The 24,929-nt window shown below is 72.1% G+C and carries 20 protein-coding genes, 1 pseudogene and 1 riboswitch; of the genes and pseudogenes, 15 read left to right on the top strand and 6 right to left on the bottom strand.

Features of this window, described 5'->3' with window-relative positions; translation table 11 throughout:
- Positions 1-12: 12 nt before the first annotated feature.
- Both ACZ6MA_RS19460 and ACZ6MA_RS19465 read right to left on the bottom strand, forming a co-directional pair.
- Positions 13-1,260, bottom strand: a complete 1,248-nt coding sequence (locus ACZ6MA_RS19460) for an MFS transporter (RefSeq protein ID WP_469435131.1) — start codon at positions 1,258-1,260, stop codon at positions 13-15.
- A gap of 123 nt (positions 1,261-1,383) precedes the next feature.
- Positions 1,384-3,771, bottom strand: a complete 2,388-nt coding sequence (locus ACZ6MA_RS19465; RefSeq protein ID WP_469435132.1) for a chitinase C-terminal domain-containing protein — start codon at positions 3,769-3,771, stop codon at positions 1,384-1,386.
- A 405-nt stretch (positions 3,772-4,176) separates the two neighbouring features.
- A riboswitch (FMN riboswitch) is annotated at positions 4,177-4,307 on the top strand.
- A 184-nt stretch (positions 4,308-4,491) separates the two neighbouring features.
- Between ACZ6MA_RS19465 and ribD the strand changes: the two genes are divergently transcribed.
- The 10 genes from ribD to ACZ6MA_RS19515 all read left to right on the top strand — a co-directional run bounded on the left by ribD (position 4,492) and on the right by ACZ6MA_RS19515 (position 13,236).
- Complete coding sequence (ribD, locus tag ACZ6MA_RS19470) at positions 4,492-5,604, top strand: bifunctional diaminohydroxyphosphoribosylaminopyrimidine deaminase/5-amino-6-(5-phosphoribosylamino)uracil reductase RibD (RefSeq protein ID WP_469435190.1); 1,113 nt, start codon at positions 4,492-4,494, stop codon at positions 5,602-5,604.
- A 1-nt stretch (position 5,605) separates the two neighbouring features.
- Positions 5,606-6,223: a riboflavin synthase gene (locus tag ACZ6MA_RS19475; RefSeq protein WP_469435133.1), complete on the top strand. Its 618-nt coding sequence runs from the start codon at positions 5,606-5,608 to the stop codon at positions 6,221-6,223.
- Positions 6,220-6,873, top strand: coding sequence for a nicotinamide mononucleotide transporter family protein (locus ACZ6MA_RS19480; RefSeq protein ID WP_469435134.1), 654 nt, complete (start codon positions 6,220-6,222; stop codon positions 6,871-6,873). The genes ACZ6MA_RS19475 and ACZ6MA_RS19480 overlap by 4 nt, the downstream gene beginning before the upstream one ends.
- Entirely contained in the window at positions 6,870-8,150 is a 1,281-nt protein-coding gene (locus ACZ6MA_RS19485) for a bifunctional 3,4-dihydroxy-2-butanone-4-phosphate synthase/GTP cyclohydrolase II (protein WP_469435135.1), read from the top strand. Before ACZ6MA_RS19480 ends, ACZ6MA_RS19485 begins: the two co-directional genes overlap by 4 nt.
- Before the next feature lie 141 nt (positions 8,151-8,291).
- Complete coding sequence (gene ribH / locus ACZ6MA_RS19490; protein ID WP_469435136.1) at positions 8,292-8,777, top strand: 6,7-dimethyl-8-ribityllumazine synthase; 486 nt, start codon at positions 8,292-8,294, stop codon at positions 8,775-8,777.
- 33 nt (positions 8,778-8,810) lie between these two features.
- Positions 8,811-9,083, top strand: coding sequence for a phosphoribosyl-ATP diphosphatase (locus ACZ6MA_RS19495; protein WP_087929011.1), 273 nt, complete (start codon positions 8,811-8,813; stop codon positions 9,081-9,083).
- A gap of 85 nt (positions 9,084-9,168) precedes the next feature.
- Positions 9,169-10,017 carry an ATP phosphoribosyltransferase gene (gene hisG, locus ACZ6MA_RS19500; protein ID WP_469435137.1) on the top strand — a complete coding sequence of 283 codons (849 nt, stop codon included), beginning with the start codon at positions 9,169-9,171 and terminating at the stop codon, positions 10,015-10,017.
- 62 nt (positions 10,018-10,079) lie between these two features.
- On the top strand, positions 10,080-10,544 hold the full coding sequence (locus ACZ6MA_RS19505) for a PH domain-containing protein (RefSeq protein WP_469435138.1): 465 nt from the start codon (positions 10,080-10,082) through the stop codon (positions 10,542-10,544).
- 197 nt (positions 10,545-10,741) lie between these two features.
- Complete coding sequence (locus ACZ6MA_RS19510; protein WP_469435139.1) at positions 10,742-12,088, top strand: hemolysin family protein; 1,347 nt, start codon at positions 10,742-10,744, stop codon at positions 12,086-12,088.
- Positions 12,085-13,236, top strand: a complete 1,152-nt coding sequence (locus ACZ6MA_RS19515; RefSeq protein ID WP_469435140.1) for a hemolysin family protein — start codon at positions 12,085-12,087, stop codon at positions 13,234-13,236. Before ACZ6MA_RS19510 ends, ACZ6MA_RS19515 begins: the two co-directional genes overlap by 4 nt.
- A gap of 72 nt (positions 13,237-13,308) precedes the next feature.
- On the opposite strand, the gene ACZ6MA_RS19520 is transcribed toward ACZ6MA_RS19515, so the two are convergent.
- Complete coding sequence (locus tag ACZ6MA_RS19520) at positions 13,309-13,950, bottom strand: TetR/AcrR family transcriptional regulator (protein ID WP_469435141.1); 642 nt, start codon at positions 13,948-13,950, stop codon at positions 13,309-13,311.
- 95 nt (positions 13,951-14,045) lie between these two features.
- Between ACZ6MA_RS19520 and ACZ6MA_RS19525 the strand changes: the two genes are divergently transcribed.
- Positions 14,046-14,720, top strand: a complete 675-nt coding sequence (locus tag ACZ6MA_RS19525) for a hypothetical protein (protein WP_469435142.1) — start codon at positions 14,046-14,048, stop codon at positions 14,718-14,720.
- 220 nt (positions 14,721-14,940) lie between these two features.
- Here ACZ6MA_RS19525 and ACZ6MA_RS19530 read toward each other — a convergent pair whose 3' ends face one another.
- Both ACZ6MA_RS19530 and ACZ6MA_RS19535 read right to left on the bottom strand, forming a co-directional pair.
- Entirely contained in the window at positions 14,941-16,830 is a 1,890-nt protein-coding gene (locus tag ACZ6MA_RS19530) for an AAA family ATPase (protein ID WP_469435191.1), read from the bottom strand.
- A 520-nt stretch (positions 16,831-17,350) separates the two neighbouring features.
- Positions 17,351-17,971: a uridine kinase family protein gene (locus ACZ6MA_RS19535; protein ID WP_469435143.1), complete on the bottom strand. Its 621-nt coding sequence runs from the start codon at positions 17,969-17,971 to the stop codon at positions 17,351-17,353.
- Between the two features lie 242 nt (positions 17,972-18,213).
- Between ACZ6MA_RS19535 and ACZ6MA_RS19540 the strand changes: the two genes are divergently transcribed.
- The 4 genes from ACZ6MA_RS19540 to ACZ6MA_RS19555 all read left to right on the top strand — a co-directional run bounded on the left by ACZ6MA_RS19540 (position 18,214) and on the right by ACZ6MA_RS19555 (position 24,193).
- Complete coding sequence (locus tag ACZ6MA_RS19540; protein ID WP_469435144.1) at positions 18,214-19,686, top strand: peptidase C39 family protein; 1,473 nt, start codon at positions 18,214-18,216, stop codon at positions 19,684-19,686.
- Positions 19,687-19,886: 200 nt separating this feature from the next.
- Positions 19,887-20,540 (top strand): GNAT family N-acetyltransferase, encoded by a 654-nt coding sequence (locus ACZ6MA_RS19545; protein WP_469435145.1) that lies wholly within the window; start codon positions 19,887-19,889, stop codon positions 20,538-20,540.
- A gap of 417 nt (positions 20,541-20,957) precedes the next feature.
- Positions 20,958-21,761, top strand: a complete 804-nt coding sequence (locus ACZ6MA_RS19550) for an SAM-dependent methyltransferase (protein WP_469435192.1) — start codon at positions 20,958-20,960, stop codon at positions 21,759-21,761.
- Positions 21,762-21,883: 122 nt separating this feature from the next.
- Positions 21,884-24,193: a putative bifunctional diguanylate cyclase/phosphodiesterase gene (locus tag ACZ6MA_RS19555; protein ID WP_469435146.1), complete on the top strand. Its 2,310-nt coding sequence runs from the start codon at positions 21,884-21,886 to the stop codon at positions 24,191-24,193.
- 26 nt (positions 24,194-24,219) lie between these two features.
- Here the strand turns inward: ACZ6MA_RS19555 and ACZ6MA_RS19560 are convergent.
- Positions 24,220-24,618: pseudogene (locus ACZ6MA_RS19560) on the bottom strand (DUF779 domain-containing protein); the annotation flags it as partial.
- Positions 24,619-24,929 lie beyond the last annotated feature (311 nt).

The raw sequence follows: 24,929 nt of genomic DNA on the forward strand, positions 1-24,929 counted from the left end.
AGTCGTGTCGGCCTACCGGCCGTCGGGTTTCGTCGTGCCGGACGTCCGGGGCGGCGAGGCATGGTGCGCGCTCGCCTCACGGGCCGGCGCCCGCAGGACGCCCGCTCCGGCCACCAGCCCCGCGGTCAGGGCGGTCACCAGGGAGAACGAGACCATCAACGAGGTGGCGTCCGCGAGCTGCCCGATGGCCGCCGGGGCGATCAGCCCCGAGGTGTACGTGATCGTCGCGACCGTGGCGATCGCCCGGCTCGGATCCGCACCGCTACGCCCGGCCGCGGCGAACGCCAGCGGGACGACGACGGCGATGCCGAGACCGACGAGACCGAAACCGGCGATGGCGGGCAGCGGACCGGCCGCGGTGACCACCAGGACCCCGCCCGCGGTCGCGGCCACCCCGCCCGCCCGTACGGTGCGCACCGGGCCGAACCGCCGTACCGCCGCGTCACCGGCGAACCGCGCCGCCGCCATCGTGCAGGAGAACGCCGTCGTGCACGCGGCCGCGACCCCCGGCCCGGAACCGACGGCCTCCCGCAGATACACCGCCGACCAGTCCAGGCTCGCCCCCTCGGCGAAGACCGCGCAGAACCCGACCGCGCCGATCAGCAGCGCGGAGCGCGGGGGCAGCAGAGCCTTCCCCCGCCCGCCGCTCCGCCGCGTCGCGGGCCGTTCGCCCGCGACCGCGCGCAGATCGAGGACCCAGCGGCAGGCGAGCGCGCCGACGGCGGCCAAGACGGTGGCGGCGCAAGCGAATTGGACCCGGGCGTCGACGCCGGCGTGGGCGGCGACGGCGCCCGCCGCGGAGCCGACGAGGGCGCCGACGCTCCACATGCCGTGCAGCGAGGACATGATCGAGCGCCCCAGCCGGTCCTCGGTCTCCACCCCGAGCGCGTTCATCGCGACGTCCGCCATCCCGGCCGTCGCGCCGTAGACCGCCAGCGCCGCACACAGGGCGAACGGGCCCGGGGCGAAGGCGGGCGGCACGAGGGCGGCACACCACAAGGCCAGCAGGGCGCGCAGCGCGGCCCGCGAGCCGAAACGCCGGCTGACCCGGCCCGCGAGGGGCATCGCGACCGAGGCGCCGATGGCGGGGAACGCCAGCGCCAGTCCGAGCTGTCCGGCACTGATGCCCGCGTGCTCCTGGACCCAGGGGACGCGGGCGGCGAAGTTGCCGGCCACGGCGCCGTGCACAGCGAAGACGGCGGCCACGGCGATCCGCGCGCGGCGCACCCGGGGGTCCGTGGGCCTGGGTACGGTGCTCATCGCCGCATCCTTCCCGACGTGACCCGCGCCGGTCGACCCCGCGCGGGTGGCGCCCCGCCTGCCGTGGGCCGGCCCCGGGGGACGGGCGCCCCGGGGCCGGCCGGTGGGGGACCGGTGGATTCCTCAGCAGCCGCCGAGGTCCTGCCACACCCCCCATTCGCCGGTGGTGCCGGGCTCTTCGCCCCGCGTCCACCACTTGGCCTTCCAGGTGTGGGACTTCCAGGAGACGGTGGCGCCCCCGTTGTAGGCGTTCGCGCTGTCCCAGGACGGTGCCGCGCAGGCCCCGCCGGTCGGGGTGGCGGTCGGGGTGGGTGTCGCGGTGGGGGTGCCGGTCGGGGCCGGGGTGGCCGTCGGGGTCGGGGTGGGGCCGCCCGGGTCGACGACGGTCGTGCCCCGCGCCAGGTCACCGGCGAGGGCGTAGGTCTTCCCGCCGAAACTCACGGTCCAGTTCGCGGGGGTGGCGGCCGGCAGGTAGTAGACGAAGTCGAGGTCCGTGGAGGCCCCCGGCGCGAGTGGCTGCCGGTCCGGCAGCTTCACCGAGACCCGGTGGTAGTCGCCCTTGAGGCCGCCGATGTTGTTCGAGGCGGTGTGGTCGCTGCGGACGACCTTCAGGCCCCAGCCCGACTGGTCCTTCGCGTTGCCCGGTGCGGAGGTGCCGTAGTCGAACTGGAACTCCGAGCCGCCGGGGATGGTGGCCTTGGTGCGGTTGGTGATGCGGATCTTCGGGTTGATCGGATAGTTGGAGTCGCCGAGCGGGAAGTTCGTGAGGCTCACGTCCAGATCGAGCGCCTCGGCCGGCACCGGGGTGGTGGCGCGCCGGTCACCGTAGCCGGGGGCGGACTTGAAGGCGTCGTACAGCGCGGTGGTGAGGGTGTCGCCCACCTCGTACTGTCCCTTGCCGGCGTTCCAGTCGTAGTCGCCCGCGAGTTCCCAGATCATCGTGCCGCCGAGACCCTTGTCGACCACGTACTGCGCCTTCGCCTTGACCGACTGTTCGTCCTCGGTGGAGAGGAAGACCTTCTTCTCGGCGTTCCAGAGCCAGGGGGAGGCCAGGGTGGTGTCGTACTGGCGGGTGTAGCTGCCGGTGAGCTTGGTGCCGGCCGGGAACCCGTACTTTCCGGCGTAGTCCCCGACGACGCCCTTCTCCAGGTTCTTCGCGTGCCACATCGGGTTCGAGCCCGCCGGGGACTCCTTGCCGTCGTCGTCCTTGTCGTGCCAGAGGTTGTCGATGCCGACCGCGCCGTCACCGCAGCTGGTCAGGCCGGATCCGGCGGGACAGGAGGCGGCCTTCGCGGTGCCCCACAGGCCGTTGGTCCCACCGGTGACGTTCTTCCAGCCGCGGGTGTAGTAGGGCAGGCCGAGATTGACCCGCCCGGGAGGCAGGGCCCCGCGGAAGTAGTGGTACGCCCAGTCGCCGTTCAGATATCCGATGCCGCCGTACTGCGCCGCGGAGTAGACGCCCCACTTGGCGAGTTCCGCGTCCTTGCCGTCGTCGTACAGCGCGGCGTTCGGCCCGACGAATTCGTTCCAGGCGCCGTGCAGGTCGTACGACATCACATTGACGTAGTCCAGGTATTTCGTCGCCTGGTACGTCTCCATGCCGCGCAGCAGATACGCGGACGACGGTGCCGCGACGGACAGCAGATAGTGCTTCCCGTCCGCCGCGCCGGCCCGGTCGAGCTTTTCCCGCAGCGTCTTCATCAGCGCCGCGTAGCCCTTGTTGAGCCCGCCCCGCCGGGCGTTGGCGAGCGCCCAGTCCTTGGGGTGCCCGGCGTCCTTCATGGACGTCGGGTATTCGTAGTCGATGTCGACGCCGTTGAATCCGTATTTCTTGACGAACGCCACCGCGGAGTCCGCGAACGTGTCGATCCCGGCCTGGTTGACCGAGCCGTCGGCGTTCGTCGCGGTCCGGTAGAAGCCGCCGGCGTCGACGCGCTTGCCGTTCTCGTCGATATAGCCGCCGGTCTCCGCCCAGCCGCCCACGGAAACGAGCGTGCGGACGTTCGGGTGCTGCTTCTTGAATTTGTTCAGCAGGTTGAAGTGGCCCTGGTAGGGGAGGGCCGGGTCCATTTCGGCGCCCGCCACCCCGGGCCAGGTCATCCCCGTGGCGGGGTTGCCGGCGCCGTCGGCGCCGACGGAGATCTTGTTGGCGCCGTCGACATGCGCGAAGGCGTAGTTGATGTGGGTGACCTTGTCCCACGGGATGTCGGAGGCGAGATAGGCGGGGGTGCCGTCCTTGCCGGTGCGCCAGCCGGTGAAGTAGCCGATGACGCGGCGCTGGTGGTCGGCGCCCATCTTCTCGCGGCCGGCGGAGTCGTAGACCGAGCAGTAGGGGACGTTCACGCCCGGGGTGGCGTAGAGGCCGTCGGGGCGGCAGGCGGACTGGTCCTCGGCGTGCGAGGCGGTCGCCGTGAGGGTGCCCAGCAGCAGTCCGGTGACGGCGGCGCCGGCCGCGGCGAGGGTGACCCGGGTCCGGATCCGGGCGCGCGGGGGTCTCGTACGGAACAACACGATCGGTTTCCTCCAGTGGGGGGCTCGGCTGAGCGGTGCGTGGGGGTGCGACGTGCTGTGGCCCGGGGTCTGCGCAAACTCCGGGGCCGTCTCCTCGGAGGTGTGGCAGAGGTTAAGAGGACTAGACCAGTGCGTCAATAGGTCTGAACCAAGTCCCGAACCGCGGGTAACAAGCGGAATCCTGGCCACCTGTCCAGCCGCGGTCCGGTCCCCGCCCAGCCCCCGTCCAGCCGCAGTCCAGTCCCCGTCCAGCCGCGGTCCAGCTTCGGTCCAGTGGCGGGGTGCGGAGTCAAATCGCCGTGGACATCGCGGCGCCCGGCGGCGTACGCTCGGAGTCGTCGGAGCTGCGGAGTGATCAAACCCGCAGGTCAGGCGGCATGTACCATAGGTCGAAAGTTATTTACGCAGCGCACTCCGGGGTCGGTGAAAGTCCGAACCGGCGGTTACAGTCCGCGACCCGTCCGCAGCCAGCGGCCGGTTGACCAGGTGAAATTCCTGGACCGACGGTTAAAGTCCGGATGGGAGGCAGTGCGCGGCGGGCACGCATCGGCACACCGTCGCAGGTGGTCCGCCCCCTTGTGGGTGACGGCTCCGCCCTGGCCTTCGGTGTATCTCCCCGTTGCGGCGTACCCGCTGTTCGTCGTCCCGTACGACAGCCCCGGAGTCCGTGCCCGAAGAGGCAGGAGGACCCCGGTGGGCACCGTGACCGAAGCCGAAGCGATGCGACGCGCCATCGCGCTCGCCGCCCGCGGCCTTGGCTCCACCAGCCCCAACCCCGTCGTCGGCTGCGTCGTCATCGACGCCCGGGGCCGCACGCTCGGCGAGGGCTGGCACCGGCGAGCCGGTGGTCCGCACGCCGAGGTCGAGGCCCTTCGCGACGCCGCCCGATCCGGCCACGACGTCCGCGGTGCCACCGCCGTCGTCACCCTCGAACCCTGCAATCACACCGGCCGCACCGGCCCCTGTGCCCAGGCGCTCGTCGACGCGGGCATCAGCCGGGTCGTCTACGCCGTCGCCGATCCGAACCCCACCGCCACCGGCGGTGCCACGACTCTCGCGGCCGCCGGCGTCGACACCGAGGGCGGTCTCCTGGCCGCCGAGGCCGCGGCCGGCAACACCGCCTGGCTCACCTCCGTCACGTGCCACCGCCCGTTCGTGCTGTGGAAGTACGCCGCCACCCTCGACGGCCGCACCGCCGCCGCCGACGGCACCAGCCGCTGGATCACCTCCGCCGAGTCCCGCGCCGACGTCCACCGGCTGCGTGCCGAGGCCGACGCCGTCGTGGTCGGCTCCGGCACCCTGCGCGCCGACGACCCGCACCTCGCGGTGCGTGGCCGCGACGGCGCGCGCCAGCCGCTGCGCGTCGTCGTGGACACCCACGCCACGATCCGGCCCACGGCCCGGGTCCTGGACCCGGCGGCACCCACGCTCGTGGCCGTCGCCGAGGACGCCGACACCCGCCACCTCCCCGGCGTCGAGACCCTGCGCCTGCCGCGCGGGGCGAGTGGCCTCGACATCCGCGCCCTGCTCGCCGGGCTGTACGCCCGCGAGGTGCGCTCGGTGCTGCTGGAGGGCGGCGCGACCCTCGCCGGCGCGTTCCTCGCCGCCGGCGTCGTCGACCAAGTCGTCGGCTATCTGGCCCCCGCCCTCCTCGGCGCCGGCCCGGCCGCCCTCGGTGACGCCGGCATCGGCACCATCACCGGGGCGTCGCGCCTCGACATCACCGACGTCACCCGGCTCGGCCCCGATCTGCGGATCACCGCCACCCCGCGCCTCTCCCCGCCCGCCTCCCCCCTGGCCCCCGTCCCCGCCACCACCCCCGAAGGGAACTGACGTGTTCACCGGAATCGTCGAAGAACTGGGTGAGGTCGTCGCCGTCGAGAACCTCGGCGACTCCTCCCGGTTCACGCTGCGCGGGCCCCTCGTCACCGAGGACGCCAAGCACGGCGACTCGATCGCCGTCAACGGCGTCTGCCTCACCGTCGTGGACACCGCCGACGGCGCGTTCACCGCCGACGTCATGGCGGAGACGCTGAACCGCTCCAGCCTCGGTGCCCTCGGGCCCGGCTCGCGCGTCAACCTCGAACGCCCCATGGCGCTCGGCGGCCGCCTCGGCGGCCACCTCGTCCAGGGCCACGTGGACGGCACCGGCACCATCGCCGAACGGCAGCCCGGCGAGCACTGGGAGATCGTGAAGATCGCCCTGCCCGCCGAACTGAGCCGCTACGTCGTGGACAAGGGCTCCATCACCGTCGACGGCATCAGCCTGACCGTCGTCGAGGCGGGCGCCGACTTCTTCACCGTCAGCCTCATCCCCACCACGCTCGAACTGACCACCCTCGGCTCCAAGGGAGTCGGCGAGCCGGTCAACCTCGAAGTGGACGTCCTCGCCAAGTACGTCGAGCGCCTCCTCGGCACCTCGGACCGCGCCGCCGGGGAGCCGGTCGCATGAGCGCCTTCGACTGGCTGAACGGCCAGGCCTTCGAGGTCCTCGGCCAGCGCGTCATCTGGTCCGACATGATCGGCAACACCGTCGGACTGCTCGCCCTCGCCCTCGGCTGGCGGCGCTCCATATGGACCTGGCCCGCCCAGTTCCTCTCCGGCGTCATCCTCGTCGCCGCCTACGCCTCCGCGCAGCTCAGCGGTGGTGTGGGCAAGCAGCTCCTCGTCATCGGCGTCGCCGTATGGGGCTGGCGGCAGTGGCACCGCGGCCGGCAGCACGCCCAGGACGGATCCATCGCGATCCGCTTCGCCACCTGGCGCGAGCGCGCCCTGCTGCTCGCCGGCACCGCCGTCGGCACCCTCGCCGTCGGCGCCCTCTTCACCGCCGTACCAGAACTGTCCTGGAACCCCTGGCCGGACGCGTACATCTTCGTCGGCACCCTCGCCGCGATGATCGCCCAGGCCCGCGGGCTCGTGGAGTTCTGGTTCGCGTGGCTGCTCGTCGACCTCGTCGGCGTCCCGCTCGCCTTCGACAGCGGCCTCGCCTTCTCCGGCCTCGTCTACGTCGTCTACCTCGCCCTCGTCCTGTGGGGCATGCGCGATTGGTGGCTGCGCTCGCGCACGAGCGTCAAGCCCGCACTGGAAGGAGTGGCAGCATGACCGTCCTGGAGAGCTGGTTCACCGCCGAGGACCTCACCCTCGACCCCGTCGAGCGGGCCATCGCCGACATCGCGGCCGGCCGTCCCGTCGTCGTCGTGGACGACGAGAACCGCGAGAACGAGGGCGATCTCGTCGTCGCCGCCGAGAAGGTCACCACCGAGACCGTCGCGTTCATGATGTCCGAGTGCCGCGGCCTGATCTGCGTCCCCCTGGAGCAGCCCGACATCGACCGGCTCGACCTGCCGCAGATGGTCGAGGACAACACCGAGTCGATGCGCACGGCCTTCACCGTCTCCGTCGACGCCACCCGCGACCACGGCATCAGCACCGGGATCTCCGCCGCCGACCGCGCCGCCACCATCCGGCTGCTGGCCGACCCCGGCACCGCCCCCGGCGACTTCGTCCGCCCCGGCCACGTCTTCCCGCTGCGCGCCATGCCCGGCGGGGTCCTCGTCCGCAACGGCCACACCGAGGCCGGGGTCGACCTCGCCCGTCTCGCCGGGCTGCGCCCCGCCGCCGCGATCGTGGAGATCGCGGGCGAGGACGGCGCGATGCTGCGACTGCCCGAGCTGGTCCCCTTCGCCCGCAAGCACGGCCTGTCGATCATCTCCATCGAGGACCTGATCGCCTACCGCTCATCCAACGAGCCCACCGTCCGGCGCGAGGCGGAGACCCGGCTGCCCACCGCCTTCGGCGACTTCCGCGCCTTCGGCTATCGCTCCACCGTCGACGGCGTCGAGCACATCGCCCTGGTCTCCGGCGACATCGGCGACGGCGAGGACGTCCTGGTCCGCGTCCACTCCGAGTGCCTGACCGGCGACGTCTTCGGCTCGCTGCGCTGCGACTGCGGCCCCCAGCTGCAGGCCTCCCTGGAACGGATCACCGCCGAGGGGCGCGGCGTCGTCCTCTACCTCCGCGGCCACGAGGGCCGCGGCATCGGACTGATGTCCAAGCTGCGCGCCTACGAGCTCCAGGAGGGCGGCCGTGACACCCTCGACGCCAACCTCGAACTCGGCCTCCCGGCCGACGCCCGCGACTACGCCGCCGGCGCGCGGATCCTCACCGACCTCGGGGTGCGTTCGCTGCGGCTGATGACCAACAACCCCGACAAGACCGCGGCCCTGGTCCGGCACGGCCTGAAGGTCACCGGCCGGGAGCCGATGCCCGTCCAGGCGGGCGAGCACAACCTGCGCTATCTGCGCACCAAGCGGGACCGGATGGGCCACGACCTGCCCTGGCTGGACACCGACGAGGTGTCCCCTTGCGCCAACCAGTGATCCGCCGTGCGGCTCCCGTTACGCAAGAGGTCCCGGAACGCACGGGCGGACAAACCCTCTGATCCCCAAGATCCCCGAGTCGCCCCAGACTCTTCCCACCGACAACAGCCCCATGGCACGAGCAGGAAACCGAGGACAGACGTGAGCGGCAAGGGCGCCCCCGAACTGAGTGTGAAGAACTGCCAGGACCTGCGGGTCGCCGTGATCGCCGCGCAGTGGCACGAGAAGGTGATGGACGGTCTCGTCGACGGCGCCCTGCGCGCCCTGCACGACCTCGGCATCGACGAGCCGACGCTGCTGCGCGTCCCCGGCAGCTGGGAGCTGCCGGTCGCCGCCAAGGCCCTCGCCGGCCGCGGCTACGACGCGGTCGTCGCCCTCGGCGTCGTCATCCGCGGTGGCACCCCGCACTTCGACTTCGTGTGCCAGGGCGTCACCCAGGGCCTCACCCAGGTCTCCGTCGACACCGGCGTCCCCGTCGGATTCGGCGTCCTGACCTGTGACAACGAGGAACAGGCCCTGGACCGGGCGGGCATCGAGGGCTCGAGTGAGGACAAGGGCCACGAGGCGGTCACCGCGGCCGTCGCCACCGCGGTGATCCTCCGTTCGGTCTCCGAGCCCTGGCACTGACACCGGGAGCGGACCCCGTAGGGTAGGAGCACCATGTCCAAGAAGACGTTCGAGGAGCTGTTCACCGAGCTCCAGCAGAAGGCCGCCTCCGGCGACCCCGCCACCTCCCGCACCGCCGAACTCGTCGACAAGGGCGTCCATGCCATCGGCAAGAAGGTCGTCGAGGAGGCCGCCGAGGTGTGGATGGCCGCCGAGTACGAGGGCGCCGACGCCACGGCCGAGGAGATCTCCCAGCTCCTGTACCACGTTCAGGTGATGATGGTCGCCCGGGGGATCTCCCTCGACGACGTCTACGCCCATCTGTAGACGCCCGCCCGCCACCCGGCCCCCCGGCACCACCAGCAGTTCCCCGTAATCCCCGCAATCCCCACGCACAAAGGAAACCGACCTCATGCTGCGCATCGCCGTTCCCAACAAGGGTTCTCTCTCCGAGCCTGCGTCGGCGATGCTCCATGAGGCCGGCTACCGCCAGCGCAAGGACCGCAGGGAACTGGTGCTGGTCGACGCGGCCAACGACGTCGAGTTCTTCTTCCTGCGCCCCCGCGACATCGCCGTCTACGTCGGCTCCGGCAAGCTCGACATCGGCATCACCGGCCGCGACCTGCTGCTGGACTCGGGCTCGCAGGCCGAGGAGATCATGCAGCTCGGCTTCGCCGGGTCGACGTTCCGCTACGCCACCCGGCCGGGCACGGCCACGGGCGTCGGCGACTTCGGCGGGATGACCATCGCCACGTCCTTCTCCGGGCTGGTCACCAAGCACCTCGCCGACAACGGTGTGTCCGCCTCCGTCGTGCACCTCGACGGCGCGGTCGAGACCGCCATCCAGCTCGGCGTCGCCGAGATCATCGCGGATGTCGTCGAGACCGGCACCACCTTGCGCAACGCCGGACTGGAAATCATCGGCGAGCCCATCCTGGAGTCCGAGGCCGTCGTCATCCGGCGCGCCGGCGCCCCCGCCGACGACCCCAAGGTGCGCCAGTTCCTCCGCCGGATGCAGGGCGTCCTCGTCGCCCGCCGCTACGTGATGATGGACTACGACATCCGGGTCGAGCACGTGGAGCGCGCCGTCGCCCTCACCCCCGGCCTGGAGTCGCCGACCGTCTCCCCGCTGCACCACGAGGGCTGGGTCGCGGTCCGCTCGATGGTCCCGGCCACCGACGCCCAGCGCATCATGGACGAGCTGTACGAGCTGGGCGCCCGCGCCATCCTCACCACGGGCATCCACGCCTGCCGCCTCTGATCCGCGCACGGGCCGGCGCCGACCGGAGCCGGCCCGGCCCGACCGCGAAAGAACGTACGCCCGTGCCTTCCCCCGCATCCCCGACCGGCCTGCCGGACCTGCCGGTCACCTTCCGCCCGACCCGCACCCGGATCGTGCTCCTCGGCACCGGCGTCACCCTCCTCGCCGTGCTCACGGTGATGTCCCTGGCGCTCCCCACGCTGAACCCGGGGGACCGGGCCTCCTTCATCGGCACCGGGCTGCTGGTCTTCGGCGTCCTCGCGCTGCTCAGCCGCCCCAAGGTGGTCGCCACGCGCGAGGGGGTGACCGTCGTGAACCTCACCACGAAGCGCCGGCTGGACTGGGCGGAGATCGTCCGGGTCAATCTGCGCGCCGGTGACGCCTGGGTCCACCTCGACCTCTCCGACGGCACCAGCCTGCCGGCCATGGGCATCCAGCCCGGCGTCTCCAAGACCCAGGCGATCGCCGACGCCCGCACCCTCCGCACGCTCGCCGAGACGTTCGGGACCGGCACCTCCGCGACCTGAGGGTGGTTGCCCGCCCTCTCAGGGGACTCCTTGATTACTCTGGTGCCACGGGCACGACCTGCCCCGCCCCGCACCGAAGCGGTCGCGCTCCCCGCGCGGCACGCGCGGGAGCACCTGCGAACCAAGGAGTGAACCTCCCCGGCGATGGACGGATCGTCCTGTAGTACCTGCGCCGCCCCCCACCGCGAGGCGGCGTCATGAGTATCACCGTGTCACTGCTGCTGCTCGCGGCGGCACTGCTCCTCATCCTCGCGAACGGCTTCTTCGTCGCCGCCGAGTTCGGTCTGGTGACCGTCGAGAAGCCGGCGGCCGAACGGGCCGCGGCCGACGGCGACCGCCGGGCCCGGTCCGTGGTCGTGGCCCTGCGGGAGCTGTCCTTCCAGCTCTCGGGCACCCAACTGGGCATCACCATCACCTCCTTGGTGGTCGGCATGCTCGCGGAACCCGCCCTCGGCCGTCTGCTCACCGGACCGCTCGGCGCGGCCGGCCTGCCGCACGGTGCCGCCCCGGGCGTCGCCGTCGTCACGGGCATGCTGGTGGCCTCGGCCGTGCAGATGGTCATCGGCGAGCTGGTGCCCAAGAACTGGGCGGTCTCCAGGCCGCTGCAGGTCGCACGCTTCGTCGTCGGCCCGCAGAGCGCCTTCGCCCACTTCTTCCGGCCCGTGATCACCCTTCTCAACACCGTCGCCAACCGGCTCGTGCGGGCCATGGGCGTGGAGCCGGCCGACGAGCTGGCCTCCGCCCGCACCCCCGGCGAACTCGTCTCGCTCGCCCGGCACTCGGCCCGGGCCGGCACCCTGGAGCAGGACACCGCCGACCTGTTCGTCCGGACCCTCTCCCTCGGCGACCTGACCGCACAGCACGTCATGACGCCCCGGGTGAAGGTCAGCGCCCTCCAGTCCTCGGCGACCGCCGAGGACGTCCTCAACCTCACCCGCGCCACCGGCCTCTCCCGCTTTCCGGTCTACCGCGAGCGCCTGGACGAGGTCGTCGGCATGGTCCACCTCAAGGACGCCCTCGCGGTGCCCGGCCACGACCGGCTGCGCACTCCGGTCGGGCGGATCGCGGTGGCCCCCATGCTCATCCCCGGGACGCTGCCCGTGCAGCCGCTGCTGGAGCGGCTGCGCAGCGAACAGCCGATAGCCGTCGTCGTCGACGAATACGGCGGCACCGCCGGGGTGGTGACCTTGGAGGACATCGTCGAGGAACTGGTCGGCGACGTCCGCGACGAGCACGACCACGCCGACGCCCATCCGCCGGAACTGGCCCCCGTACCCTGTGAGGACGGCCGGTCGGCGTGGGACGCCGACGGCGGCTGCCGGGTCGACACCCTGCGCCGCGTCGGCCTGGAGGCACCCGACGGCCCGTACGAGACCGTCGCCGGACTCGTCGCCGATCTGCTGGGCCGCATTCCCGCCCCCGGTGACATCGCGGAGCTGCCCGGCTGGCGGCTCTCGGTGCGCCAGGTCGGACACCACCGCGCCGAGCGGGTACGGATCGTCCGCACCGGCGCGGTACCCGCACCGCAGGGGGAACCGCGATGAGCGTGCTGCAACTCCTCTTCGCCCTCCTGCTGGTCCTGGCCAACGGCTTCTTCGTCGGTGCCGAGTTCGCGCTCGTCTCCGTACGCCGCAGCCAGATCGAACCCCGGGCCGCCGAGGGCTCCGCCCGGGCCCGTACGGTCCTGACCGGGCTCGAGAACCTGCCGCAGATGATGGCCGCGGCCCAGTTCGGCATCACCGTCTGCTCGCTGACGCTCGGCGCGGTCGCCGAACCGACCGTCGCGAAGCTGCTGGAACCCCTCTTCCACGCCGTGGGGCTGCCCGAGGGGCTGATCCACCCGCTGGGCTACGTCATCGCCCTGGCCCTGGTGGTCTTCCTGCACCTGGTGATCGGCGAGATGGTGCCGAAGAACCTGGCCATGTCGGCCCCCGACCGGGCGGCCCTGTGGCTGGGACCGGGGCTCGTGACCTTCGCCCGGCTCTGCCGCCCGGTCACCGCCCTGCTCGGCGCCTGCGCGCACGGGGTGCTCCGGCTCTTCCGCGTCGAGCCCAAGGACGAGGTGGAGGCGGTGTTCACCAGCGAACAGCTCACCCATCTGGTCGAGGACTCCCGGCAAGCGGGCCTCCTGGCACCGGCCGAGCAGGAACGCCTGGAGGACGCTCTCGGGCTGGGCAGCCGCCCGGTCACCGACGTCCTCCTGGACCCCGCCACCCTGGTCACGGTCGCCCCCACGGTCACTCCCCGGCAGATCGAGGAACTGACCGTACGGACCGGCTACTCCCGCTTCCCGGTCCGCGCGCCCGGCGGCGCGTTCATGGGCTATCTGCACGTCAAGGACGTCCTGGACCTGGAGGACCGCGAGCGTGCCGTACCGCAGCATCTCTGGCGGCGCGTCGAGACCCTGCGGGCCGAACTGCCCCTGGACGACGCGCTCACCGTGATGCGCCGGGCCGCCTCGCACCTGGCGGCCGTCACCGACGCCTCCGGTCGGGTGCTGGGCGTGGTCGCCCTGGAAGACGTGCTGGAGATGCTGGTCGGCGAGGTCCGGGACCCGGCCCACCGGACGTCGTCCCCCCGGCCGGCCGAGGCCCCGCCCGGCACCCGGCTGAACCGCCCCCGCGCGGCGGCCGCCGTCCCGGTGGAGACACCGGCCCCCGTGCCCACGGAACGGGACGCGATGGCGGGGTGAGACCCGTCGCCGAGCGCCGGACGAGCCGTCCGCGGCCCGTCCGGCGCTCGACGACGCGGAATCGCCCGCTCCTTACGAGTCGCTGTCGTCGTGCTCGGTGAGCGTCTCGAACGCCGCGCACAGAAGCCGGGTGCTTCGCCGGAACTTCTCATCCTGGCTCAGCCGGGGCATCCGCTCCATGACCAGCGGAAACCGGGCGCGCAGATCGGCGAACGTCTCCGGAGTCACGGCCGGTGCCTGGGGCTGGGCCTGCTCCTGGAGTACGAAGCCCGTGACGTGGCTGAGGACGGTGTCGGCCGCGATGCCGCAGTGCTCGGCGGGGACTCCCGCGTCGAGAAGGGTCTTGAGGAGGCGCTCCATCAAGGACAGACCGCCGGCGCTCAGCGCCCCGGGGCTGTCGGCCAGGAGGAGCGCACCGCCCGGGTGCTGCTGGATGCTCCGGCGCAGCGCGCTGGCCTGCACCTCGATCTCTTCCCGCCACGTCGCCCCGGGCGGGAGCGCGGCCAGGGCGGTGCTGCCGGCGTCGTACGCGTGCCGGCAGACACGGTCGGCCATCAACGCCAGCAGTTCGTCCTTGCCGCGCACGTGGTAGTAGAGGCTGCCCGCGTGGGCGCCGAGCCGCTCGGCCACCCGGCGCATCGACAGGCCGTGGTATCCGGTCTCCGCGAAGGTGGCCATTCCGGCGTCGAGGATCCGCTCCCTGGTGAGCTTCATGGGCTCACCGTACACCTTTTCAAACGCTGTTTGAAAAGGCGTGCTAGTCTCCTGCCAGAAGCTTTCGAACACTGTTGGAAGAGGGCCCGGGGGACATGAGCGAACTGCTCTTCAGCGTGACCACAGCCGCGTTGATGGTGATGATGGTCAATGGCGGGCTCGGCGCGGTGGGGCGCCACACGCTGCGCGAGCGACCGGTGCCCTGGGTCGCGGTCGGCCTGACCGTGCTGGCGGTGGCCGGTGTCGTCCTCCAGCTGTGCTGGACGGGCGCGATGTCCGCACTCGACGACGACCCCGCCAAAACCGGCTGGTGGCGGGTGTTCACCTCGGTCTTCATGCAGAACGGCGGCGTCGCCGGCGCGGCCTGGAACATCGCCACCCTCGCCGTCGTGGCGGCGCTCGCGCAGTGGCTCTGGGGCGGCCCGCTGACGGCGCTCGTCTTCGTCGCCGGCATTCTCGCGCCCGAGCGGATCGATGCCCTGCTCGGCCTGGGCGGCGGGCACAGCGTCGATCCCCGCAACTTCGCGGGCAGTTCCGGCGCCACGTACTTCCTGGGCGCGACCCTGGCCGCGGCCCTCCTGGTGCGTTCCACGACCAGGAAGGACCAGGCCCTCGCGGTGGGCGTCCCGGTGCTCGGCCTGCTGATGTGGTGCGCGCAGGACAACGGCCACGGCCTCGTCGCCGTGTACGGCTTCGCGCTGGGCATCGTCCTCTGGGCAGTACCCCGCGGGATGCGGCTCCGCGACGCCGGACGCTCATCCGCCGGCTGAGGTTCGTGGGTCGGCTGCCGCCGCCACCTCCAGCCCGTCCGGCGATTGAGGACGCGCCCGCAGGGCGCTCTGCCGCCGCAGGCGGCACCACCGGCCGGTAGCCGAGGATCCGCCGGCCAGGCGAGAGGCGCTCTGCCGCCGCAGGCGGCACAGCCGGCCCCCGGCCGAAGATCCGACGGGGCACAGCCGAGCGCCCGGCGTCATGGCCCAGTGCCTAGCGTTACGGCGGGGGATCCTGCGGATCGCGCGTCATCGGCCCGCGGCCCGACAGGACCTCGCCGTACGCCTGCATCAGATCCGGCAGCCGCAAAGTGGCGAGGTCGTCGCGGGTCGGTGTGCCCGCGTACCCCGACAGCCGCAGATCGCGGTAGGCGCAGCTCTTCTCGTACAGGGTGCGCAGGAAGCGGCCGTTGCCCAGCTCGTCGATCCAGCCCTGGGCGACCACGTGGCCGCTGATGCTGCGCAGTTCCTCCAGCGCCTCCTCGTCCCACTTGTCGCCGTTCTCCCCGGCCAGCACCTCACCGATGCTGGTCAGTTCCAACGGGCGGTAGCTGGGGAAGTCCACCCGGGTGGTGAAGCGGGAACCGAGCCCGGGATTGGCGGCCAGCAGTCGGTCCATGCCCTCCGGATAGCCCGCCAGGATCACCACCAGCCGGTCGCGGTTGTCCTCCGCCCGCTTGAGCAGCACCTGCAACGCCTCGTCACCGTAGGCGTCACCCTTGCTGTAGCCCGAGTTGGACAGGCTGTACGCCTCGTCGACGAAGAGCACCCCGCCGAGCGCCGAGTCGATCAGCTCATTGGCCTTGACCGCGGTCTGGCCGAGGAACTCGCCGACCAGATCGGCGCGCTGCGCCTCGACCAGATGATCGCCGCCCAGCAGTCCGAGGGCGTAGAACACCCGGCCCAGGATCCGGGCGACCGTGGTCTTGCCCGTGCCAGAGGGGCCGGAGAAGACGAAATGACGCTTGGGCGGTTGCACGGGCAGCCCCTGACCTGCCCGCAACCGCGCCATGTGCAGCTGCGCGGAGAGCGCCCGCACCTGCCGCTTGACCGGCTCCAGCCCCACCATCCGCTCCAGCTCGGCCAGCGCCTTCGCCAGCAGGACGGGGTCGGAGCGGCCGGGCAACGGCTGGGTGGTCTGCTGGGCCGGAATGCGGATCTTCTCGCGCACCCCGTCGGCGTCGACCGGGGCGGTACCGGTGGGCTCCGGGTCCGTGCCGGTCAGGACGTCACGCCCGTCGAGCGTGTCCGGGGCGGCCAGCAGATCGGGGTCGCCGGGCGGGTCGACGGGGTCCTGGCCCGAGCCGCCCAGCGGCAACGGGGAGAGATCGGTGTGATCGTCCAGCCCGTTCCCGTCCGCGATGGCGGTGAGCCGCGCCGAGGTGTCCATGAAGGAGGGGTCCACCCGGTGCACGGCCCGGTAGAGGGGGAGGGCGGCGGCGCTGCGCCCGGTGCCCTCGTGGGCGCGGGCCAGCCAGTAACGCAGCTCCTTGCGCTGCGGCTGCTCGCTGCGGCAGCGCATCAGGGCGGCGGACAGCAACGGCTCCGCCTGCCCGAACATCTCCAGCCGCACCCGGGCCATGCCGCCGAACAGCCCCGCCTCGATGCCGAGCAGCGGATCCCCGAGCAGCGGCTCGGTGTGCCGTACCAGCTGCTCCCAGTCCTTGACCAGATAAGCGCGGCAGGCGTGCAGGAAACGCACCTGTGGGTCCGCCTCGACGGGCGGGCAGCCGGCCAGCGCCCGGTCCAGCTCCGGCACATGACGGCCGTCGAGCCAGTGCGAGGCGTGTGCGAGCAGCAGATCACGACCGCTCTCCAGTACGGGCTGGACCCACCAGCCGAGCCAGTACCAGGAGTTCAGCGTGCGCCGGTGACGGGCGCGCTGCTCGCCGAACCGGTCCCGGTGGCGGTACATGCGCAGCAGCGCGGTGGTGGTGTCGGCGCGCAGCGCGTGCAGACCGAGCCAGGCGTCGGCCATCCCCGGATCGACCTGGACCGCGGCCCGGAACTCCTCCTCGGCCTGCGCGTAGGCGCCCATCGTGTAGGCGTCGACGGCGCGCAGCCAGGCGAGATCGGCCGGGGCGGGTGGGCCCTGCATGCCGAAATCCATCACGTCCCCCACAAACCGTTCCCCCGTAGCGAGCTGCCGGGCGAGTACCTGGCGCGCCTTTCCGAACCGCTGTGCTGTGGACGGGAGTTGACCAGTGTGCCGGTGCACCCGCCGAGAGGTGCACCGCCTCGCATCGTACCTGCGCAGGCGGCATCGGCCGAAGGGTGGCGCACCGCCGATCGCGGCGTGACCGCGGCGTGAAAGCGATCCCGCACTGAAGGTCCGTCAGGGGCCGGGGCCGGGAAGCGGTCCGGAATGCGGTCACACAGGGTGACATCATAGGGGCCGGTGAGGGCGCAAATAGCGCAAATCGCAAGGGTGGAGGGGGTACGAAGCCCCCGATCACGGGGGAACAACCGGGGGCTTCGCGCCTGCAGGCGGCCTGCGTGGGCCGCACATTGAGAACGTAAGTCCTGTACGCCCCCTCGGTCAAGCGAAGTTGAGGCACTCGACGGGGATCGGCCGGGGGTGTCGGGCGCCCCGGCCGCGCACGGTCACGGACGGTGATGATCGGGGTAGTTCAAGGGGATCCATGGGGCCCCGGCAGCACCTCGTATCCCTCCAGACGCTGGTGCACCAGGAGTTCCGCATACGGGCGTGTGGGGTCGGCCGCGAAGTGCTCGCGCTCCGCTCGCTTCCAGCCGTCCCAGAATGTGGACATGCCCGGACCATCACGAAGTTGACCCCGTTCCCAGGAGTTCACATCCGTCAACTCCATCCACATCAGACACGCCACATGGGGCCGTAGGGCCCGGCGTCCCGCACCGACCCCCTCGACGATCACGACCGGCGCGGCGGGCAGTTCCCCCGTACCGGCGAACCGCCGGGCGACCCAGTCGTAGGTGCGGTAGCGGGCGGTCTCCCCGCGGGAGAGGGGCGTCAGAACCCAGGTGTCCAGCCGGTCGGACCAGTCGAAGAGTTCCTCGTGGGTGGCGAGGTCGTCCAGATGCAGTACGGGAGCGCCGCCGAGCGCCGCCGAGAGCCGGCCGCTGAAGGTGGTCTTCCCCGACCCGGCGTGCCCGTCCACGGCCACGAGCCGCACCGGCCCGACGGACGGCGGCAACGCACGCAGCCGCCGGGCCAGGGCATCGAGCACGGGATCGAAAGGACCGGCCGGTTCACGGGGGAGCGGGTTGTTCACCGCACCACCCTAGGCCGGTGTCCGGCCCGCACCGCCCGCGCCTCCGGCGCGCCGGTTGTCCTCGGGGCCGGACGGGCTTCTTCAAGCCCGTCCGGCAATTGAGGACGCGCCCGCAGGGCGCCCTGCCGCCGCAGGCGGCACCACCGGCGGGTAACCGAGGAACCGCCGGCCAGGCGAGACGCAAAAGGCCAGCGCCCAGCGCCCCGGTATTGGGGACGCCCCCCACGGGGAATCACTGGCCCATGTCGCCGAACCCCAGCAGACCCGCGCCCGCCGATCAGCCCCCGACCACTCCCAGCCCGCCGGCCCAACCCGTCTCATTCACCCCACCCACCCCATCCGTCCCGCGCCGTAGCGTCCTCGCGGCCGCCGTCGGCGTTGCGGCGGCCGCGACCGTCGCGGCCGCGTCCTCGCTCACGGCCGTCACCCCCGCGTTCGCGGCCGCGTCCGGAGGCGGCCCCCGGGCCGGGGTTCCCGCCGTCGACTACCACGCCTGGACCACCCTCGCCGACTGGCGGCGCGGCAACGCCGTGGGCACCCGGGTCCGGCAGGGGACCCGTCCCGGCGTGGTCATCGACCGCCCGGCGGGCACCTTCGAGTACCCCGATCCGCACACCCACACCACGTCCACCTGGGAGTACGCCACCTGGACCGCCCCGGTCCGCGTCCTGCCCACGCCCGCGACCGAACTCGTCGCCTCCTGGAACGCCCGCACACCCGCCGGCACCTGGCTCCAGGTCGAGGTGCGTGCCGTCTACTCCGACGGCTCGGAGACCCCCTGGTACGTCCTCGGCCGTTGGACCTCGGGGGACGCGTCCGGTGACATCCGGCGCACCTCCGTCGACGGGCAGGGCGACGGCAAGAGCAACGTCTCCACCGACACCCTCGCCATCGACAAGCCCGAGAGCGGACTGCGTCTCGTCTCGTACCAGCTCCGCCTCACCCTCTACCGCAAGCCGGGCACCGATCTCACCCCGACGGTCTGGCGGCTCGGCGCGATGGGCTCCGACATCCCCGACCGCTTCACGGTGCCCGCCTCGCGGCCGGGGGAGGGGGCGGGACGGACGCTCGCGGTGCCGCGCTACTCGCAGGAGATCCACAAGGGGCAGTACCCCGAGTACGACAACGGCGGAGAGGCGTGGTGCAGCCCGACGTCCTCGCAGATGGTCCTCGCCTACTGGGGCCGTCGGCCCACCGCCGGGGACCTCGCCTGGGTCGACCCCGCCTACGAGGATCCGCAGGTCTGCCATGCGGCCCGGTACACCTACGACTATCAGTACGCGGGGTGCGGCAACTGGCCCTTCAACGCCGCGTACGCCGCGACCTACCGCGACATGCAGGGCCTGGTCACCCGGCTGGGGTCGCTGCGGGACGTCGAGAAGCTGATCCGCGCGGGGATCCCCGTGATCACCTCCCAGTCCTTCCTGGCCTCCGAACTGGACGGCGCGGGCTACGGCACGGCGGGTCATCTGATGTGCGTCGTCGGTTTCGACACGACGGGGAACGTGATCGCCAACGACCCGGCGAGCCCGTCGAACGCGGCGGTGCGCCGTGTCTACCCGCGGCGCCAGTTCGAGAACATCTGGCTCCGGACCAAGCGCTACAACGCCCAGGGCCAGGTCAGGAGCGGTTCGGGCGGCGTCTGCTACCTCTACTTCCCGACGCGTCCGGCACCACGGCAGATCGCGGCACTGGCCGAACTCGGCATCCGCTGACGGCGGATCGGCGGCGCCCCACCCTCCGGGCGCCCCGGTGTCCCGCCCTTCGGGCGCCCCGGCGCCCCCGCGCTTCCCGTGCCACCCCGACCGCACGGGAATTCGCGCGTCCGTACGATCGTCGCGACGCATGCGCATCACGGCACCACCCGTACCGCAGGCGTCACTTCATTCATACGGTGCTGGAGGGGAACGCAACCATGAGTCGGGTCACCACTGTCCTGCCGGGCGTCTTGCCGGGAATCCGTCGGGCCCGGAAGGAGGAGAGGGAGCAGATCAGCCGGCTGCTGGGCGAGGCGTTCATGGCGGACCCGGTCAGCGGCTGGGTCTTCCCGGACGAGGAGCACCGGCGGGCCGTCCACCCCCGTTTCTTCGGGGTGTTCCTGGACGCGGCGCTGCGCGACGGCTGGGTCGATGTGATGGAGGACCACTCGGCGGTCGCGCTGTGGCTGCCGGTGACGGTGGGGGAAACGGCCGGTGACGGCGGTGCCGGCGGCGCTGAGGACGACGGCCACGACGAGATCACCGAGGCGCTGGCGGCCGCGGACCCGGGCAACGAACGCCCCCGGATCGTGGGCGAACTGACGGCCCGCGCCCACCCGATGGACCGCTCGCACTACTACCTGCCGAACATCGTCGCCGCCCCCGGCCGCACGGGCGGCGGCCGGGGCAGCGCGCTCCTGGAGCTGGTGCTGGAGCGCTGCGACCGGGAGGGCATGCCCGCGTATCTGGAGGCGAGCAACGCGCGGAGCAAGGCGTTGTACGAGCGGCACGGCTTCGTCTTCACGGGCACGACCGTCGACCTGCCCGGCGGCCCGCCGATGTGGCCGATGTGGCGCGAGCCGCGCGGCTGACCCGTGGGCGACCCCCGGCCGGGCGGCTGACCCCGCGGGTAAGGCCCCCGGCCGGGGGCATCCGGACGCCCAGCCGGAACCGGCTTCGGGGTACCCCCGCACGCTTGGTACCGCACCCCTTCATATGATCATTTGGGTGATGTGATCAATGATGTGGTCCATAACATGATGGATCGCCACATTGGCCCACCGAGAAGTGCTGCCGAGGGCCCGTGGGCCGTGTGGAGAACACCCGATGGGGGAGACGCATGTCACGCGTGTGGGTGGTTTCACAGGGCCCGCGCGGACGTACTCGCAGGGGGTGCGGGGAAGCGGTGGCCGAATGCGGATCGCCGATTTCCACTTGCTTCTTCCATTCGAACGAATGATCAGTAGCCTCTGCTCAAGACCTCTGCGATGAGCTGGAGAGACAGATTGATGGAGCGTCCGGCCTGGGCCCCGCACGGCATCGACCTGTCCGTGCCGAGCGTGTCCCGCATCTACGACTACTACCTGGGCGGCTCGCACAACTTCGAGGTCGACCGCGCGGCCGGGCGGCGGGCCATCGCGGCCTTTCCGGGGCTGCCGAAGATCATGCAGACCAACCGGGCCTTCATGCGGCGGGCCGTGCGCTACGCCGTCGGCCAAGGGGTGACGCGGTTCCTCGACATCGGCTCCGGCATACCGACGTTCGGCAACGTCCATGAGATAGCGCGGGCCGCGACCCCGGAGGCCCGGGTCGTGTACGTCGACCACGACCCCGTCGCCGTGGCACACAGCCGGGCCGTGTTGGCGGGGGACGAGCGGACCGCTGTCGTCGCCGCCGACCTGCGGACGCCGCATGACATCCTGGCCGCCGACGAGGTCGCCCGGCTCCTTGACCCGAGCCGGCCGGTCGCGTTGCTGCTCGTCGCCGTGCTCCACTTCATGGAGGACCGGGACGAGCCCTGGAAGGCGGTGGCCGAGCTGCGTGACGCGCTCGCGCCGGGCAGTCTGCTGATCCTGACCCACGCGTCGACCGACGGTGGCCTGATGAAGCCGGAAGAGGGGGAAGAGGTGCAGGGTGTCTACCGGGGGGTCGGCTCCCCGCTGCTGATGCGCTCGAAGGGGGACGTGGCGCGGTTCTTCGACGGGTTCGAGCTGGTCGAACCGGGCCTGGTGCCCATGTCGGCATGGCGGCCCGACGCGGACGAGGACCCGGCCGGCTGTGCCGGGTTCGCGGGAGTGGGGCGCAGACCGTGACCATGACGCGGGGCGTCAGAACGCCGGTCGGGGGCGGCGTGGGGAGAAGCGGTACGCAGGTGCGCACGGGGGCCGGGAACACGGCCCTGGGCGACGCCGTGGACATAGCCGTGGATAAGGCCGTGAACAGGACGATGGACAGGGCGACAAGCGGTACGACGGGCAAGTCCGGCGGGGGCGGGACGTGGGAGGGCGGCATCGGAGCACGATCTGACGGAACCGGAACCGGAACCGGAACCGGAACCGCGAGCGAAAGCGGGGGCGAGGACGCGGGCGGGAACGCCGGCGCGACCGGAGAGGCCACCGTCCGGCACGACCGCCTCCGGCGGTTCGCCGCGATCTGGAGCCGGGCCGTCTACCCGGCCACGACGACGTCCATGACGCGCGCGGAGTTCGAGGACTACCTCGTACCGCTCGCGGGCCGGCTCAGCGAGGCCCTGCGCGCACAGCCCTTCGACCCCCGGCCCGCCACCGAGGTGGGCGCCGCCCTGATCCGGGCACACTGCACCGACCCCGACGCCCTCCCCCTGATCCTCAACGTCATCGACGCCTACCTGGTGCTGTACTGCCCGCCCGACGACGCCATGCCCGCCGAGGAGAGCCGCGCCCGCTGCTCCCGCCTCCAGCACGCCGTCGCCGCCGGCTTCGCTCGCGCCCTGCGCGAGCGGACCCTGGCCGAGCAGGAGGCGATCTCCCGCGCCGCGCTCACCGCGGCGGCCGAGACCGAGCGGGCCCTGCACACGAGCGAGGCCCGGTTCCGCGCGGTGTTCGAGGGCGCGGCCATCGGCGTCGGCATCGCCGACGTCAAGGGCCGCATCACCGACGTCAACGAAGCCCTGACCCGGATGTTCGGCAGCATGGAACACCAGGTGCGGGGCCGCAACGTCGGAGAGATGGTGCACCCCGACGACTCGCCCGAGGTCTGGGCCCTGTACCGGCAACTCGTCCGTGGCGACCGCGATCAGTTCCGCGTCGAGAAGCCTTACTACCGCACCGACGGCAGCGTCCTGTGGACCGACCTCACGGTCTCCCTGCTCCGCGACGCCGCGGGTGAACCGCAGTACCAACTGGCCCTCATGGAGGACATCACCGAGCGTCGGCTGCTGCACGAACGGCTCCGTTACGAAGCCACGCACGACGCCCTCACCGGCCTGCCCAACCGCACCCTGTTCTTCGAGCGCCTCGACCGGGCCCTCGAACCCGGCGGCGAGGGCGCCCGCTTCGGCCTGTGCTACCTCGACCTCGACGGCTTCAAGGCCGTCAACGACAGCCTCGGCCACGCGGTCGGCGACCAACTGCTCCTCGCCGTCGCCGAACGGCTGCGCTCCTGCGCCACCGGCCCGGACGAACTCGTCGCCCGCCTCGGCGGCGACGAATTCGTGGCCCTGGTCACCGGCCCCGCCGCACAGCGCGACGTGACCGCCCTCGCCCGCCGGATGCTGGCCGCGCTCACCGAGCCCGTGAACATCGACGGCCGTGACCTGTCCGTCCGGGCGAGCATAGGCATCGTCGACGGACCGGCCGGCGAACTGGGCGCCGCGGAGGTGCTGCGCAGCGCCGACATCACCATGTACCGCGCCAAGGCCGCCGGCGGCAACCGCTACGAACTCGCCGACGCCGACTCCGACGCCCGCGTCATCGCCCGGCACAGCCTCACCAACTGCCTGCCGGCGGCGCTGGACAACGGCGAGTTCTTCATCGAGTACCAGCCGCTGGTCCGGCTCACCGACGGCACCGTACGCGGCGCGGAGGCGCTCGTCCGCTGGCTGCACCCCCTGCACGGCGTCCTCGGCCCGGACCAGTTCATCCCGCTCGCCGAGAGCACGGGCCTCATCGTGCCGCTCGGCCGCTGGGTGCTGGAGGAAGCCGCCCGGCAGGCCCGCGCCTGGCGCGTCGAGGGCATGTGCCGGGGCCCGATGCGGGTCAACGTCAACCTCTCCCCGTCCCAGCTCCGTTACCCCTCCCTGGTTCCCGACACGGTCGCGGTCCTGAAGAACGCCGGCCTGGACCCCTCGGCCCTCTGCCTGGAGGTCACCGAGAACGCGCTCATCGGCGCCGACGAGGAGGAACTGCGCCCGCTGCGCCAACTCGCCGACATGGGAGTGGACATCGCCCTCGACGACTTCGGCACGGGCTACTCCAACCTCTCCTACCTGCGCCGGCTCCCCGTCAGCACGCTCAAGCTCGACCGCTCCTTCACCCGCGGCATGCAGTGCGCACCCGCGGACCCGGTCGACGTGAAGATCGTGGAAGGCATCGTCTCGCTCGCCCACACGCTCGACCTGTCGGTCACGGTCGAGGGCGTGGAAACCGGGACACAAGCCGACCATCTCCGGTTACTCGGTTGCGACACCGCACAGGGCTGGTACTACGCCCGCCCCGGCCCGCCGGAGCGCCTCCACACGCTCTCGCACGTGGACGCGACCACCTGAGGGCCCTCCTCGTCCAGCAACCGTGTCTCCTCGTCGGTCAGCAGCCGCGACCGGATCAGGAACCGCACCCCTTCGGGGGCCTCGAGCGAGAACCCGCTGCCGCGCCCGGGCACCACATCCACCGTGAGGTGGGTGTGGCGCCACCGCTCGAACTGCTCGCCCGACATCCAGAACCCGACCGCCTCCCCGACGCCTTCGACGTCCAACTCCGCGAGCAGCACGTCGGACGCACCCGTGCGGAACTCCCCACGCGGGTAACACATCGGCGAGCTGCCGTCACAACACCCCCCGGACTGGTGGAACATCAGCGGCCCGTGCTCGGCGCTCAGCCGCCGCAGCAACCGCGCGGCGCCCGGCGTGAGCGCGATCCGGGAGACACCACCGCCGGTCGGCCCCGCCGGGCTCCCCGCCCCTGCCGAACCCATCCCGCACCCCTCCTCCCATCGGCCCCGGCCCCCCGCCGGGCACCCCGACAGCCTGCCCCGCCCTCCCCGCTGATCGCCAGGGGCGGGAAAGTGCGGGAGACCCCTTGACTCGGGGGAAAAGCGGAGCAAAATGGTAGATACACCAGAAAACCAGAGCGAGCCGCACCGTCGACGAAGACGTTCGCCGACGAGCGTGACCACTTGTTTGGCTCTGGCCAGGCCCCCGGCGGCCCTCCCGGTCCCGGAGCGTTCAGCGACGGCTGGAACGCCCACGGAACGGAGACGGGCTACCGGGGACTGCCTTTGTGTCA

It is taken from the genome of Streptomyces sp. NPDC042259, assembly GCF_055582085.1.